The organism is Cupriavidus malaysiensis (genome assembly GCF_001854325.1).
GTDB lineage: Bacteria > Pseudomonadota > Gammaproteobacteria > Burkholderiales > Burkholderiaceae > Cupriavidus > Cupriavidus malaysiensis.
The window spans coordinates 3,033,480-3,047,434 of record NZ_CP017755.1 but is presented as its reverse complement, the minus strand read 5'-3'; the positions used below and the strand labels follow the sequence as shown (position 1 = coordinate 3,047,434).

General features: G+C 70.6%; 14 protein-coding genes. 8 read left to right on the top strand and 6 right to left on the bottom strand.

Annotated features, from left to right (window positions below; all coding sequences use genetic code 11):
* Positions 1-25: 25 nt before the first annotated feature.
* Positions 26-1,312: an MFS transporter gene (locus BKK80_RS32945; protein WP_071072873.1), complete on the bottom strand. Its 1,287-nt coding sequence runs from the start codon at positions 1,310-1,312 to the stop codon at positions 26-28.
* A gap of 104 nt (positions 1,313-1,416) precedes the next feature.
* Here BKK80_RS32945 and BKK80_RS32940 point away from each other — a divergent pair, with 104 nt between their 5' ends.
* Positions 1,417-2,349: a LysR substrate-binding domain-containing protein gene (locus BKK80_RS32940; RefSeq protein WP_071073507.1), complete on the top strand. Its 933-nt coding sequence runs from the start codon at positions 1,417-1,419 to the stop codon at positions 2,347-2,349.
* Between the two features lie 73 nt (positions 2,350-2,422).
* On the opposite strand, the gene yiaA is transcribed toward BKK80_RS32940, so the two are convergent.
* Positions 2,423-2,902 (bottom strand): inner membrane protein YiaA, encoded by a 480-nt coding sequence (gene yiaA, locus BKK80_RS32935; RefSeq protein WP_071039019.1) that lies wholly within the window; start codon positions 2,900-2,902, stop codon positions 2,423-2,425.
* Positions 2,903-3,190: 288 nt separating this feature from the next.
* On the opposite strand from yiaA, the gene BKK80_RS32930 reads away from it, so the two are divergent.
* The 4 genes from BKK80_RS32930 to BKK80_RS32915 all read left to right on the top strand — a co-directional run bounded on the left by BKK80_RS32930 (position 3,191) and on the right by BKK80_RS32915 (position 4,850).
* The gene (locus BKK80_RS32930) at positions 3,191-3,910 is read left to right on the top strand and encodes an aspartate/glutamate racemase family protein (RefSeq protein WP_071018110.1); all 720 of its coding nucleotides are present in this window, start codon (positions 3,191-3,193) and stop codon (positions 3,908-3,910) included.
* Between the two features lie 75 nt (positions 3,911-3,985).
* Positions 3,986-4,249, top strand: coding sequence for a type II toxin-antitoxin system Phd/YefM family antitoxin (locus BKK80_RS32925; RefSeq protein ID WP_071018112.1), 264 nt, complete (start codon positions 3,986-3,988; stop codon positions 4,247-4,249).
* The gene (locus BKK80_RS32920) at positions 4,246-4,515 is read left to right on the top strand and encodes a Txe/YoeB family addiction module toxin (RefSeq protein ID WP_071018114.1); all 270 of its coding nucleotides are present in this window, start codon (positions 4,246-4,248) and stop codon (positions 4,513-4,515) included. Before BKK80_RS32925 ends, BKK80_RS32920 begins: the two co-directional genes overlap by 4 nt.
* 68 nt (positions 4,516-4,583) lie before the next feature.
* Positions 4,584-4,850 carry a hypothetical protein gene (locus tag BKK80_RS32915; RefSeq protein ID WP_071018116.1) on the top strand — a complete coding sequence of 89 codons (267 nt, stop codon included), beginning with the start codon at positions 4,584-4,586 and terminating at the stop codon, positions 4,848-4,850.
* A gap of 43 nt (positions 4,851-4,893) precedes the next feature.
* Here the strand turns inward: BKK80_RS32915 and BKK80_RS32910 are convergent, their stop codons facing one another.
* The 4 genes from BKK80_RS32910 to BKK80_RS32895 all read right to left on the bottom strand — a co-directional run bounded on the left by BKK80_RS32910 (position 4,894) and on the right by BKK80_RS32895 (position 9,810).
* The gene (locus BKK80_RS32910) at positions 4,894-5,133 is read right to left on the bottom strand and encodes a tripartite tricarboxylate transporter substrate-binding protein (RefSeq protein ID WP_071018118.1); all 240 of its coding nucleotides are present in this window, start codon (positions 5,131-5,133) and stop codon (positions 4,894-4,896) included.
* 159 nt (positions 5,134-5,292) lie between these two features.
* On the bottom strand, positions 5,293-6,207 hold the full coding sequence (locus BKK80_RS32905) for an ATP adenylyltransferase family protein (protein ID WP_071072871.1): 915 nt from the start codon (positions 6,205-6,207) through the stop codon (positions 5,293-5,295).
* Between the two features lie 173 nt (positions 6,208-6,380).
* Complete coding sequence (locus BKK80_RS32900) at positions 6,381-8,075, bottom strand: amidohydrolase (RefSeq protein WP_071072868.1); 1,695 nt, start codon at positions 8,073-8,075, stop codon at positions 6,381-6,383.
* A 205-nt stretch (positions 8,076-8,280) separates the two neighbouring features.
* A complete protein-coding gene (locus tag BKK80_RS32895) occupies positions 8,281-9,810 on the bottom strand; it encodes an amino acid permease (RefSeq protein ID WP_071018123.1) in 1,530 nt (509 codons plus the stop codon).
* Positions 9,811-10,039: 229 nt separating this feature from the next.
* Between BKK80_RS32895 and BKK80_RS32890 the strand changes: the two genes are divergently transcribed.
* The 3 genes from BKK80_RS32890 to BKK80_RS32880 all read left to right on the top strand — a co-directional run bounded on the left by BKK80_RS32890 (position 10,040) and on the right by BKK80_RS32880 (position 13,751).
* Entirely contained in the window at positions 10,040-10,918 is an 879-nt protein-coding gene (locus BKK80_RS32890; protein ID WP_083384378.1) for a mechanosensitive ion channel family protein, read from the top strand.
* 31 nt (positions 10,919-10,949) lie between these two features.
* On the top strand, positions 10,950-12,551 hold the full coding sequence (locus BKK80_RS32885; protein WP_071072866.1) for a phospholipase D family protein: 1,602 nt from the start codon (positions 10,950-10,952) through the stop codon (positions 12,549-12,551).
* Between the two features lie 114 nt (positions 12,552-12,665).
* On the top strand, positions 12,666-13,751 hold the full coding sequence (locus BKK80_RS32880) for a Zn-dependent alcohol dehydrogenase (RefSeq protein WP_071018127.1): 1,086 nt from the start codon (positions 12,666-12,668) through the stop codon (positions 13,749-13,751).
* Positions 13,752-13,955: the final 204 nt, after the last annotated feature.

The window sequence follows — 13,955 nt, the reverse complement described above, 5'->3', positions numbered from 1 at the left end:
GGCGCAGCGCCGGCCGCTCAGCCGCTCAGCCGCGCGCCGGGGCGAACAGCGGCAGCGCGGCCAGCGCCGCCATGCCCGCCACCGCCCATACCCAGGGCCAGGCGCTGGCGGCCAGCAGCGCCGGGATCAGCAGCGGGGTCAGGAAGAAGCCGAGGTAGACGATGGTGTTGGCCATGCCGAGCGCGGTGCCGGCGCGCTCCGCGCCCGCCAGCGTGGCGAGCTCGGTGTAGGCCACGCCGTGCCAGGCCGACACGCTGATGCCGGCCGTCACCAGCAGCAGCGCCAGCAGTGGCACCGCCGCCGGGGCGCCGGCGCTGGCCAGCGCCAGCAGCAGGAAGGTGCCCGCCGCCGCCCAGGTGCTGGCGCGCAGGTAGCCACGCCGGTTGCCGCGGCGGTCGGTCAGGCGGCCGCTCCAGACCCGCATCGCCATCGCGCCAGCCTGCACCGCCACCATGGTGGCCGACATGCCGGCCAGGCCCATGCGGGCGAAATCGTGCAGGTAGACGGTGGCAAAGGTCAGCACGGCGAACTGCGGCACGCACAGGATGCCGATGCCCGCGACCAGGCGCCACACGGCCGCGTCGCGCAGCGGGCCGCGCGCGGGCGCGGCCGCCGGTCGCGGCGCCGCCGCGGCCGGGACCGTAGCGGACAGTGCCTGCGGCGGCTCATGCAGCCAGGCCCAGGTCAGCCACGCGGCCAGCGCGCAGGCCAGCCCCAGCGCGCCGAAGACCCAGGCAAAGCCTGCCGACGAAGCCAGCCAGGGCAGCGCCAGCGCGCCCAGGCCGCCCCCCAGCGGCACCGCGGTCTGGCGCACGCTCATGGCGAAGCCGCGCTCGCCCTCGCGGAACCAGCGCATCACCGCGCGCCCGCTGGCGCCGTTGACGCTGCCGCCCAGCAGGCCGGCCAGGCAGAGCGCCGCCATCAGCGCGGCCAGCGGCGGCACGAAGCCGGCCGACGGCGCCAGCCACGCGGCCGTGGCCAGCAGGGTGGCGGCGGTGGCGGCAAGCCCTGCGAGCAGCACCGGGCGGTCGCCGAAGCGGTCGGCGGCGAGGCCCCACGGTAGTTCCGACAGGGCCACGCCCAGGCCGAGCGCGCCCAGCGCCAGGCCGAGCTGGGCGTTGTCGAGCCGGTAGCCGGCGCGCAGCCAGACCGCGGTGGTGGGAATGCCGGCGGCCGCGGCGGAGAAGGCAGCGTTGGCGGCGACGCCGACGCCGAGCACTTTCCAGCGGTGGGCAGGGCCGTGCGCGGCGGCGGGGCGTGCGGAGGCGGCGTCGGACGGGCGGGACAGGGGCGAATCGCAGGAAGCAGGCATGGCAGGTACCGGATCAGGGTTGACCTGTGCAGTCTGGCGCTTAGAATTCATCCTGAAAATCGGAAAATATCGAATCAATGATTCGATAAAACAGGATGATTGATATGTCACAGATCCACTTCGACCTGGCTGCCCTGCGCAGCCTCGTGACCGGCATGGAACTGGGCAGCTTCGCGCGCGCGGCGGATCGCGTCGGACGCTCCAGCTCGGCGGTGAGCGCGCAGATCAAGAAGCTGGAGGAGCAGGCCGGCATCACGCTGTTCCGCAAGGAGGGCCGCGGCCTGGCGCTGACCGACGCCGGCGAGGTGATGCTGGCCTATGCGCGGCGCCTGCTGGAGCTGAACGACGAAGCCGCGGTCGCGGTGCGCGGCACCGGGCTGGACGGCGGTGTGCGCCTGGGTTTGCAGGAGGAGTTCGGCGAAGCCATGCTGCCCGAGGTGCTGGGCCGTTTCGCGCGGGCCCATCCGCGCGTGCGCGTGGAGGCCGCGGTGGCGCGCAACGCCGACCTGCTGGAGCGCATCGCCACCGGACGCCTGGACCTGGCCTTGATCTGGGACGATTCCGCCGCCTTCGGCTACCGCCTGCAGGGCGTGGGCGGCGTCGAGCGCATCGACGAGGCGCCGATGTGCTGGATCGGTGCCCACGCGCCGGCGTGGCAGCCCGGCGGTGGCGAGCCGCTGCCGCTGCTGGCCTTCGACCGGCCCTGCCAGTTCCACGCCGCCGCGACCGCGGCGCTGGACCAGGCCGGCATTGCGTGGCGCGTGGTCTTCACCAGCCCCAGCCTGGCGGGCCTGTGGGCCGCCGCCGCCGCCGGCCTCGGCGTCACCGTGCGCACCCGCTACGGCTTGCCGGCCAGTGTCTGCGCGCTCGATGCCGCCGCCCTGGGCCTGCCCCCGCTGCCTTCGCTGCCGCTCAAGCTGCTGCGGGCCGGGCCGGTACTGCCGCCGGCCGCGGAGCGGCTCGCGGGCATCGTGCTGGAGGCGCTCGAGGCGCTGGCGGCGCAGCGCAGGGGAGGTGCCATGGCGCTGGCGGCGTAGGCGCGGCCAGGGGTGCGCCGATGGTGTCGCTGCCGCGTGTTTTCCGCGCTGAAAGCGGCGGATGGGCGCGGTTTCAGAAGTCTTCCCGCTCGTCGTGGCGAGCGGACGCGGCGCCGTCGTGCGCCGGTAGCGGAGGAGGGTCGAGCGGCGCGGGCCTTGCTGCCTGAAGGTCGCGGGTGTTCTTCTGCACGGCGATGGCGCCGAACAGCGAGAGCAGGAAGGCCATGCCGTAGAAGCCCTTCTCGCTCAGCGCGAGGGTTGCGTTGAACAGGCCGACGCACAGCAGCAGCACCGCCAGCAGGGTCGATGCCCAGCTCAGGCCGTAGTAGATGCCTGTCACCGGAATGCCCTCCAGCCGGTCGCGTACGCTCTTCTGCACCGAGATCGCAGCAAAGAGGCCATAGGCGAGGACGGTGAAGTAGTAGCCCTTCTCGTTGAGCTGCATGTCGGCGTTGAACAGGCCGATCAGGAAGGCGACGAGGCCGGCGAGCAGCGCGGCCCAGGAGGCCGCGACGAAGGCGAAGGAGGTGGGCTGGGGGATGGGCGTCGTCATGTGGTCGGGGTGGGAAAGGGAGGCCTGCGGAGGCGGATCATCATGGCAAAAGCGCTTGCAGGGATGTTTGGGACGCGTCCGAAACCGATTCAGGAATCTCAGATGCCGGACTCTGCCGGCCGCGGCCCCGTGTCGGTGTCGCCGGTCCGCCCCACTCCACCTGCCGCACCGTCCGCTGCGCCGGCCGGCCACTTGATGTAGGCTGCCGGCTTGTGCGTCGACCGGCACATGCGGTGGGCTGGCCGGGCCTGCGCACCGAAACGGGACACCGAAACGGGAGATACTCACATGCCACAGCACATTGGAATCGTTGCCTGCTCGGCCGAAGGCGCCGCGCTCTGCTACCGCACCCTCTGCAGCGAGGGCGCGCACTGGCTGGGGCCGCACGGCCACCCGGAAGTCTCGCTGCACGGCCACTCGCTGGCCGACTACGTGCGCTGCCTGGAGGCGGGCGATCGCGGCGGCGTCGCCGAACTGATGCTGTCCTCGGCGCATAAGCTGGCGCGGGCCGGCGCCGATTTCCTGATCTGTCCCGACAACACCATCCACCAGGCCCTGCCCGAGGTGCTGCCGCGCTCGCCGCTGCCCTGGCTGTCGATTGCCGAGGTGGTCGCCGCCGAGGCCGCCGGGCGCGGTTACCGCCGCCTGGGCCTGACCGGCACGCGCTGGCTGGTCGACAGCGAGGTCTACCCGGACGCCCTGGCCAGGGCCGGTCTGGCCTGCGTGCGGCCCGAGCCCGGCGAGCGCGATGCGATCGCGCGCATCATCATGGACGAACTGGTGCCGGGACGCATCGAAGCGGATTCGGTACGCGTGTTCCAGCGCGTGATCGAAGGCCTGCGCGAGCGCGGCTGCGACGCCGTGGTGCTGGGTTGCACCGAGATCCCGCTGATCATCGGCGACGCCAATTCGGCGCTGCCCACGCTGGACTCCACCCGCCTGCTGGCGCGCGCGGCGCTGCGGCGCGCGCTGGGCGACGCCGTCCGACCGGAGCGCTCCCGCCTGTGAGACCGCGGGCCTGCGCTGCGGCCGATGCCTGCTATACTTGTACAATCAGTTGAACAAGTTCAGTGGGGGCGAGCCATGCGCACCGTTCATTTCTCCGATGCCCGCAACAACCTGAAGGCCGTGATCGACCAGGCCATCGCCGATCACGATGCCATCCTGATCACACGGCGCGATGCGCCCAATGCCGTGATCATGTCGCAGGAACAGTACGACAGCTGGATGGAAACCATGTACCTGCTCAGTTCGCCGGCCAATGCGGAGCGCTTGCTGCGCTCCATCGAGCAGCATCGCCGGGGCGAGGGGGTGGAGCGTGAGTTGATCGATCCGGACGCGGCATGACGCGCCAGCTGGTCTTCATGCCCGACGCGTGGGATGACTATCTCTACTGGCAAGGACAGGACAGAAAGACGCTCAAGCGAATCAATCAGCTCATCCAGGACACCACGCGTAACCCTTTCGATGGAGTCGGCAAGCCTGAGCCCCTGACGGGGAATCTGTCCGGCTACTGGTCGCGCCGCATCGACAATACCAACCGTCTCGTTTATCACGCCAACGATGACGAGTTGACCATCATTGCCTGTCGCCTGCACTACGGCGCCAAGTAGGGAACGCCTCGGCTCGCGCAGCAGTACCGTGGTGCCGGCTCATCGCGTGCGTACCGTTGCGCCTTGTCATGACCACCTCCGCCCTGCTCGTCATCGACGTCCAGCAAGTCCTGTTCGATCCGGCGTCGCGATGCGCACGCCGCTGCAGGATTGGCTGGACGCGCGTGGCAGGGCTGGGCTATGCCATCTCGCTGGTGGCGGATGCGCACACCACGCGCGACAAGCCGCATGCGCCGGTGGCAAGCATCTTCGCCCACCACAATGCGACGTTGCCGGACATTACCAGCTTCGGCGTGCGCATCGCGGCGCCGGCATCGGCCAGCGTCGACTTCTGAGGCGCCAGCGCTCGCCAGCGCACGTCGGCCCATTCGCTGTTCCCTATTCCTCCAGCTTCAGGCCCGTCTTCGCCACGAAGCCCTTCCAGCGTTCGTACTGTTCGCGCGCGTAGCGGTCGAGCGCGGGGCCGTCGCTGGCCATCACCTCGAAGCCGGCCTGGGTCAGCTTGCGGTGGGTCTCGGGATCGTTGAGCGCGGCCTGGAAGTCGGCGGTCAGCTTGCGCAGCGTCGCCGGCGGGGTGCCGGCCGGTGCGAAGATGCCGATCCACGAATACCGATCCACGAATACGCTTCGAAGCCGGGCAAGCCGGATTCCGCCACGGCGGGCACCGGGCAGTTCCGGCAGGCACCTGGCGCGCATCTACCTGGAAGGCGAGGGCGACCAGCCCCAGCGCGCTTCAGGCACGTCCCAGGCACGTCCGAGGCACGTCCCAGGCAAGCCTCAAGCGTGGCCGTCATCCGGCGCGGCCGCCTGGCGCAGGACCGCCATCGGTCCCAGCGTGGCCACCGCCGTCAGTTGCGCCGCGTCGCGCACGAACAGCGAGCCGGCATAGGCCAGCGCGTTGACGGACAGCCCCGCCACATGCTCCGCCGCGCGCCGCACCAGCAGCATGCCGCGCGGGAACACCAGCAGGTTGTAGGGCGCGGATTGCAGGTTCCCCGCCTCGGTCGCGCGCGCCTCGATGCCGACGGCCTCCAGCAGTTCCCGGTAGCGCGCCAGCGCCACGCGCGCCATGCGTTCCGGCGGCAGCAGCGTGGTCAGCGGTGCGTAGGCGTGGGCGAAGGCGAGGCCGGGCGCGCGGCGCACATGGGGGTGCGTGCCGCTGGCCGGCGCCGCGTCCAGCAGCGGCACCATCGGCGGCGTGCCGCCCAGGCCGGCCAGCGGCACCACCTGCAGGTGCTTGTGCGGCTGGCTGGCACCGGCCACGGTGCCGCCGTTGTAGAAGCCCAGGCCGTCGAACTCGGCCAGGCAGGCGAACAAGGCGGCGAAGTCGGCCAGGTCCAGCAGCGTCTCCTGCGGCACGAAGGCGCGCGTGACGATCAGCAGGTGGTGGTCGATGACATGGAACTTGTTGAGCAGCGCCAGGTGAGCCGGGCCCACGTCGGCGACGAACAGTTCGGGGTCATGGGGCAGGAAGGGGTCGGCGGTGGCCCGGTGCGGCGCCTGCGTCGGCACGGGTTTGCGGGCGAGGCTCGAGACCTGGCGTACCTGGAAGCGCACGCCGCCATCGTCGATCAGCACGGTACCGGTCTCGATCGGCTGCAGCGCGCCGCTGTGCCGGGCGCGCTCGGCCTGGCGCAGGATGGCCGGCCACAAGGTGCCGGGGGCGAAAAAGCGAGAAGGGTGCGGGATCATCGGGCCGCCCTGCCGGAACGGAGACGGCGGCGGGGTGGCGCCGCCGTCCGCATCTCCCGACTATCCCACAAGGAGCGGCGCCGGTGAAGATGGCCGGCCCGCATGCGCCCGGCAGCGCACGCGGCGCCCCGGCCGCTTTCCGGCCATGGAAGACCGGAGCCGGCCGCAGCCGCTCAGTCCTGCTTCGCGTTCACGTTCTCGTTCACGTAGACGCGTTGGCCAGCCACCCAGGTCTGCAGCACCCGTGTCTTCCAGATGTCCGCCGGCGCCACCCGGAACAGGTCGCGGTCGACCAGGATGAAGTCGGCCCACTTGCCCGGCTCCAGCGAGCCGAGCGTCTTCTCCTGGTGTTCCGCGTAGGCCGCGTCCAGCGTGAAGGCACGGAAGGCCTGCGGCAGCGTCATCGCCTCTTCCGGATGCCAGCCCTGGATCGGCCGGCCTTCGTGATCGGTGCGGGTGACGGCGGCGTGCAGCCCATAGAAGGGGTTGGCCGATTCCACCGGGAAATCGGAGCCGCCGGCGATCACGGTGCCCTGCCTGAGCAGCGTCTGCCAGGCGTAGGCGCCCTTGATGCGTTCCTTGCCGATGCGGTCCTCCGCCATGTTCATATCGCTGGTGGCATGGGTGGGCTGCATCGAGGCGATCAGGTCGAGCTGCTTGAAGCGCGGGATGTCCGGCAGTGCGATCACCTGCGCATGCTCGATGCGGTTGCGCAGTTCGCGCCCGCCCACCTCCTTGAAGGCGGCTTCCATGGCGTCCAGCACCTGGTGGTTGGTGGCGTCGCCGATGGCGTGCACATTGACCTGGTAGCCGGCGCGGATGGCGCTCTTGACCGCGGCCTGCATGGCGGCGTCGCTCATGAACAGCAGGCCGCTGTGGACGTGGTCGTCCGAGTAGGGCGCCATCAGCGCGGCGCCGCGGCTGCCCAGCGCGCCGTCGCCGTACAGCTTGACCGCGCGCAGGCTGTAGCGGTCGTTGCCATAGCCGACCAGCGGCCCCTTGGCCGAAAGCGCCTTGAAGTCGTCGCCGACGTCGCGGATCATGCCGTAGATGCGCGTGGTCAGCTTGCCCTGGTCGGCGAATTCGCGGTAGATGCGGTCCTCGGCGGCGGTCACGCCGGCGTCGCCCACGGCGGTCAGGCCGAGCGCGTTCAGGTGCGCCACGGCGGCGGCCAGCGCGGCGCGGCGGTCGTCGTCCGAGTAGGGCGGGATCACCTCGTTGACCAGGGCCATGGCCTTGTCGACCAGCACGCCGGTGGGATTGCCGTCGGCGTCGCGCTCGATGCGGCCGCCGGCCGGATCCTTGGTCTCGCGCGTGATGCCGGCCGCCTGCAGCGCCTTGGTATTGAGCCAGGCGGCGTGGCCGTCGACGCGGATCAGGCGCACCGGGCGGTCGGATACGGCGGCATCCAGTTCGGCGGCGGTGGGGAAGCGGCCCAGCTTCCAGTTGACCTGGTTCCAGCCATAGCCCAGCAGCCATTGGCGCTGCGGGTTCCTGGCGCCATAGGCGCGGATCAGGCCCTGCGCCTCGGCCAGGTCCCTGGTGCCCGACAGCGAGATCTCGGTGGTCTTGAAGCCCAGCCGGAAGACGTGGCCGTGGGCGTCGATCAGGCCCGGCAGCAGCGTCTTGCCGCCGCCATCGACGCGGGCGGCGTCCGGATAGCGGGCGCGCAGCGCGGCGGCGTCGCCGGTGGCCAGCACCTTGCCCTGGTCGAACACCAGGCCGGTGAAGGTGGCCAGCCTGCCGTCCTGCAGCGTGTAGCCCTGCACGGATTCGACCAGGGTGGGGGCGGCCTGGGCGCCGACGGGCAGGCCGAAGGCGAGGCTGGCGGCGAGGGCGGCCAGCGTGGTGCGGGTACGGTGCGTCAAAGCGGTTCTCCTTGTGTTGTGCCTTGGGATGGCTTGTTGTGGTACGCGTCGGGATGCGTCCTGTTGCGGGCAGTGGGCCTGCCTTCTGCTCGTGTTCGTCTCCGTTTCCGTATGCTTGTCGTCGTGCTCGTTGCGACACCCGGCACGCGCCCGCCGCCCTGCAAGGGGGGCGGGCGCCGGCCGCTATGCCGCTGCTATGCCGCCATTACTCGGCCGCCGCCGCCGCGGCGCCCGCGTCGGGCAGCCCGGTGGCGCGCGCCGGCAGCGGCGGGAAGTGCATCGCGGCATAGGGCACGATGCGGGTCTTGCGCACCAGCCGGTAGCCCAGCCAGATCAGCAGGAAGACGGGGATGCCGACATAGGTGGCGGCCACCGCCAGCCAGTCGACGCGGCCCTGGGTGAAGGCCTGGTAGTTCTGGCCCAGCGTGATCACCATGCACAGGGCGAAGGCGAACAGCGGCCCGTAGGGGAAGAAGGGCGAGCGGTAGGGCAGGCGCGACAGGTCCAGGCCCTTGGCGACGAAGCCCTTGCGGAAGCGGTAGTGGCTGATGGCGATGCCCAGCCAGGCGATGAAGCCTGTCATGCCCGACAGGTTGAGCAGCCACAGGTAGACCGACTGGCTTTCGAACAACGAGGTGAGGAAGCACAGCGCGCCCACGGCGGTGGTGGCCAGCAGCGCCGGCATTGGCACGCCGTTGCGCGTGAGCCGCGCGAACACGCGCGGTGCGCGGCCCTCGGTGGCGAGGTTGTAGAGCATGCGGGTCGAGGCATACATGCCCGAGTTGCCCGCCGACAGCACGGCGGTCAGGATCACCGCGTTCATCACGCCGGCGGCGAAGGCCAGGCCGGCATGGCGGAATACCAGCGTGAAGGGGCTCACGCCGACCGTCTGCACGTCGCTCTTCAGCAGGCTGGGGTCGGTGTAGGGGACGAGGATGCCGATGATCAGGATGGCCAGCACGTAGAACAGCAGGATGCGCCAGAACACCTGGCGCACCGCGCGCGGGATACTCTTGGCCGGCTCGGCCGACTCGCCCGCGGCCACGCCGATCAGCTCGGTGCCCTGGAAGGAGAAGCCGGCGATCATGGCCACGCCGATCATGGCCGGCAGGCCGCCGACGAAGGGCGCGTCGCCGATGGTGAGGTTGGCCAGCCCGGCCGGCATGCCGCCGGCGTCGCCGCGCAGGATGCCGAAGATCATCAGCAGGCCGATGCCGATGAAGGCCACCACGGTGACCACCTTGACCAGCGCGCACCAGTATTCGGCCTCGCCGAAGCCACGCACCGAGATCGCATTGAGCAGGAACATGGCGGCGAGGAACAGCGCGCTCCACAGGATGCCGGGCGTATGGGGGAACCAGTACTGCATCACCAGCTGCGCCGCGGCCAGCTCCACCGCGATGGTCACCGCCCAGTTGTACCAGTAGTTCCAGCCCAGCGCGAAGCCGAAGCCCTCGTCGACGTAGAGCGCGCCGTAGGTGGCGAAGGAACCCGACACCGGCATGTAGGCGGCGAGTTCGCCCAGGCTGGTCATCAGGAAATAGACCATGGCGCCGACCAGCAGGTAGGCCACCAGCGCGCCGCCCGGGCCGGCCTGGGCGATGGTGGCGCCGGAAGCGACGAACAGGCCGGTGCCGATCGAGCCGCCGATGGCGATCATGGTGAGATGGCGCGCACGGAGGGCGCGGCGCAGGGCGGGCACGGGGGCGCCGGTACGGGGTTGCTGGCTGTCCATTGGGCCTTGTGTTCTGGGCCGGGCGCCGCCCGCGGCGGGCCGGCCCGTGCGGATGATGCCGGTCGGGGGCCGGCCAGTGCCTGCCGGCCGGTACGTCGGGCGGCATCATAAGAGAAAACGCGTCGTGCGCAAAGCGCGCGGGGGTGCCGCGCTGCCGCTAGAATCAACAATGTGCGCCACCGCGGCGGCCTGGCCGCGGCTTGTGGGCGCTGCAACATCCGGCTAGCGAATGGACCTTCCGATCAAGACTGAAAACCTGTGGTTCGATGTACTGCTGAGCGCGCTCATCGTGCTGGGCGGCGTGATCGTCGTCAAGCTGGTCAACCGTTTCTTCCGCGGCCGCCAGCAGGCCGACACGCGCGACAACTATCGCGCCTGGACCGTGGCCAGCCGCAACCTGGTGGCGGCCGTGGTGTTCCTGCTGCTGCTGGGCATCTGGGTGTCGGAGCTGAAGAGCGTGGCGATCTCTTTGGCGGCCTTCGCGGCGGCCATCCTGCTGGTCGGCAAGGAACTCGTGATGTGCTTCCTGGGGGCGTTCATGCGCATGATGTCGCGTCCCTTCCAGCTCGGTGACCTGGTCGAGATCGGGCCCCATTGCGGCGAGGTGATCGACCAGGACGTGCTGACCACGACCCTGGTCGAGGTCGGCTCGGCGCGCCAGTACACCGGCTTCACGGTGCAGATTCCCAACAGCCTGCTGCTGACCACGGCGGTGCGCAACCATTCCCGGACCGGCAAGTACACACTCGACCAGGTGCGCTTCCCGCTCGCCGAAGGGGCCGACCCGGAGGCGGTGGAAGCCCGCCTGGTCGCCATCGGCCGGCTGGCGTGCGCCGACTTCCTGGAAGAGGCCGGGCGCAGCCTGCGCCATCATGGCGACATGCATTTCGTCGACCTGTCGCAGTTCGAGCCGCGCGTCCTGTTCGAACCGGCCGGACCGGGCCGGATGGACGCGCTGCTGCGTTTCCCGGCGCCGGTGATCGGGCGGGTGCGCGTGGCGCAGCACATCATCCGTGCCTTCCACCGCGCCGACGGAGCGCCAGACCCTGGCGTGCCGCGCAGGCGCGAACCGAACCCGCAGGCCGCCGCGCCGGATCCCGTGCCCTGATCCTGGTGCGCCGCAGCAAGGAGGATTCCTCATGTCGGCCAGACTTGCCGTGCTGTGCGCCACCTTCCTCCTCGCTGCCTGCGCCAGCCTGCCCCGCGATGTGCAGCGCACGCCTTCCCACGCCCTGGGCTACGCCGCCACCGCCGGCACGCCGCTGGGCGAGGCGGTGGCGCCCAAGCTGGCCGAGCATCCCGGCGATTCGCTGTTCTACCCGATGGCGTCCGGGCCCGATGCCCTGGCCGCGCGCCTGGTGCTGGCGCGCGCCGCCACCCGCACGCTCGACCTGCAGTACTACGCCTTCGATGCCGACGCCTCCGGTACCGCGTTGATCGGCGAGCTGCTGGCCGCGGCCGACCGCGGCGTGCGCGTGCGCCTGCTGCTGGACGACCTGCATACCGACGGACACGACGCGCTGCTGGCTGCGCTGGATGCGCACCCCCGCATCCAGGTACGGCTGTTCAATCCCTTCGCCAACCGCGGGGCGCGCTGGATGGATTTCATCGGTGATTTCCATCGCCTGGACCGCCGCATGCACAACAAGGCCATGATCGCCGACAACCAGTTCGCCATCGTCGGTGGCCGCAATGTGTCCGATGCCTACTTCGCCGCCGCCCCCCAGGTGGACTTCAGCGACCTCGACCTGCTCGCCGCCGGCCCCGTGGTGCCACAGGTGTCGGCGGTGTTCGACGACTACTGGAACAGCGCGGCCGCCTATCCGGCGGCGTCGCTGATCCATTTCGGCAAGGACGGGCAGGGCGGGGACGAACTGGACAAGGTGCGCCGGCGCCTGGCCGCCGCCGGACGCCAGGCCCGCACCAGCCCCTACGTGCAGGAACTGCTCGATTCCGGCCTGGCGGCCGGTATCCGCCGCGGCCGCATGCCGGTGTTCAGCGGACGTGCCGCGGTGATCGCCGACCGCCCCGACAAGGTGTTGCGCACGGCGGAAGACAATCCCACCCACGCCATCAACCAGCTCGCCAAGCTGCTTGAAGGGGCCCGGCATGACCTGGCCCTGGTGTCGCCGTACTTCGTGCCGGGCGAGGGCGGTACCGAATGGCTGGCGGCGATCGCACGCCGCGGCGTGCATGTGCGGATCCTGACCAACTCCTTCGCCGCCACCGACATCAAGGCGGTGCACGCGGCGTACGCGCCGTACCGGCGGCCCTTGCTCGAGGCGGGGGTGGAACTCTACGAGCTCAAGCCCTCCGCCTATGGCGACCTGGAGGGGCGCGGGCCGCGCAGCCTGTTCAGCTCGAGCCGCGCGACCCTGCACGCGAAGGGTTACATGGTCGACCAGCACCTGCTCTTCGTCGGCTCGCTGAACCTCGACATGCGCTCGGCGCGCCTGAACACCGAGATGGGTATCGTGCTCGACAGCGCCGCGCTGTGCGAGCACATCGCGCGCGGCGTGGATCCCAACTTGCTCGACATGGCCTACAAGGTGGAGCTGCGCCCGCCCGAGAGCGGGCCGGACATCGCGCCGGACAGCGCGCCGGACAGCGCGCCACCACTGGCCTGGACCACGCGCGAGCATGGGCTGCTGGTCACCTACGACAGCGAACCCGGCGTCTCGGTGCCGCAGCAGATCGGCCTGGACCTGCTGCGCCTGCTGACGGCAGAGCGCGAACTGTAGCCAGGCTTCGGCCACCCGCGCGGCGCTTCACCGAATCCCGTTTCGGGGGTATGGTGGTGCCTCGTGCCCGCGCCGCGCGCCGGCCCTTCCCAACGCGAAGCCCAGAGGAGAAGCATGAAAGCCGCTGTCCTGCACCAGCCCAAGACCCCTCTCGTGATCGAAAACGTCGCCATCTCCAAGCCGGGACCGCACGAAGTGCTGGTCCGCACCGCGGCGGTCGGGGTATGCCATTCCGACCTGCACTTCGTCGACGGCGCCTATCCGACCGCGCTGCCGGCCGTGCTGGGCCACGAAGCGGCCGGCGTGGTCGAGCAGGTCGGCTCGCTGGTGCGCACGGTCAAGCCCGGCGACCACGTCATCACCTGCCTGTCGGCCTTCTGCGGCCACTGCGAGTTCTGCCTGACGGGTCACCTGTCGCTGTGCGTGGCGCCCGATACCAGGCGCGCCGAAGGCGAGGAGCCGCGCCTGCTCGCGCCGCAGGGGAACATGAACCAGTTCCTGAACCTGTCCGCCTTCGCCGAGCAGATGCTGATCCACGAGCACGCGCTGGTGGCGATCCGCCGCGACATGCCGCTGGACCGTGCCGCGCTGATCGGCTGCGCTGTCACCACCGGCGTGGGCGCGGTGGTTCATACCGCCAAGGTGCAGCCGGGCGAGACCGTGGCCGTGATCGGCTGCGGCGGCATCGGCCTGGCCACCATCAACGGCGCCGCCATTGCCGGCGCCGGCCGCATCATCGCCATCGACCGCGTGCCCGGCAAGCTCGAACTGGCCCGCCAGTTCGGCGCCACCGACGTGGTCGACGCCGGCGCCACCGACGCGGTGGAAGCCGTGCGCGCCCTGACCGGCGGCGGCGTGCACCACGCCTTCGAAGCCATCGGCCTGAAGCAGACCGCCGAGCAGGCCTTCGGCATGCTGCGCCGGGGCGGCACCGCCACCGTGATCGGCATGATCCCGCCGGGCCAGAAGGTCGAGCTCAAGGGCACCGACTTCCTCGCCGAGAAGCGCATCCAGGGCTCGATGATGGGCTCCAACCGCTTTCCCGTCGACATGCCGCGCCTGGTGGACTTCTACCTCTCGGGCAAGCTGAAGCTCGACCAGCTGATCTCGCAGCGCATGCCGCTGGAGCAGATCAACGACGCCTTCGACGAACTGCGCCGCGGGGAACTGGCGCGTTCGGTGATTTTGTTCGAGCAGTAGGCGAGGGCTGGCCGGCGGCTTCGTCCGGTACGGCAGCGTTCGCACCGCGCTGGTTGTCTCCCCTCTCCCGCTTGCGGGAGAGGGGCCGGGGGTGAGGGCAGGCGCTGGCTGGTCGTGACGGGTGGAATCACACCATCGGCTTCGTCTCTATGCCCACGTGCCGGATCACACCGACGGCTTCGTTGGATGTGGCGCCTTGCTGAA

What these genes read in the sequence shown, in the direction of transcription:
- BKK80_RS32945 (WP_071072873.1), bottom strand. Translation starts at nt 1,312, where the DNA reads ATGCCTGCTTCCTGCGATTCGCCCCTGTCCCGCCCGTCCGACGCCGCC.
- BKK80_RS32940 (WP_071073507.1), top strand. Translation starts at nt 1,417, where the DNA reads ATGTCACAGATCCACTTCGACCTGGCTGCCCTGCGCAGCCTCGTGACC.
- yiaA (WP_071039019.1), bottom strand. Translation starts at nt 2,902, where the DNA reads ATGACGACGCCCATCCCCCAGCCCACCTCCTTCGCCTTCGTCGCGGCC.
- BKK80_RS32930 (WP_071018110.1), top strand. Translation starts at nt 3,191, where the DNA reads ATGCCACAGCACATTGGAATCGTTGCCTGCTCGGCCGAAGGCGCCGCG.
- BKK80_RS32925 (WP_071018112.1), top strand. Translation starts at nt 3,986, where the DNA reads ATGCGCACCGTTCATTTCTCCGATGCCCGCAACAACCTGAAGGCCGTG.
- BKK80_RS32920 (WP_071018114.1), top strand. Translation starts at nt 4,246, where the DNA reads ATGACGCGCCAGCTGGTCTTCATGCCCGACGCGTGGGATGACTATCTC.
- BKK80_RS32915 (WP_071018116.1), top strand. Translation starts at nt 4,584, where the DNA reads ATGACCACCTCCGCCCTGCTCGTCATCGACGTCCAGCAAGTCCTGTTC.
- BKK80_RS32905 (WP_071072871.1), bottom strand. Translation starts at nt 6,207, where the DNA reads ATGATCCCGCACCCTTCTCGCTTTTTCGCCCCCGGCACCTTGTGGCCG.
- BKK80_RS32895 (WP_071018123.1), bottom strand. Translation starts at nt 9,810, where the DNA reads ATGGACAGCCAGCAACCCCGTACCGGCGCCCCCGTGCCCGCCCTGCGC.
- BKK80_RS32890 (WP_083384378.1), top strand. Translation starts at nt 10,040, where the DNA reads ATGGACCTTCCGATCAAGACTGAAAACCTGTGGTTCGATGTACTGCTG.
- BKK80_RS32885 (WP_071072866.1), top strand. Translation starts at nt 10,950, where the DNA reads ATGTCGGCCAGACTTGCCGTGCTGTGCGCCACCTTCCTCCTCGCTGCC.
- BKK80_RS32880 (WP_071018127.1), top strand. Translation starts at nt 12,666, where the DNA reads ATGAAAGCCGCTGTCCTGCACCAGCCCAAGACCCCTCTCGTGATCGAA.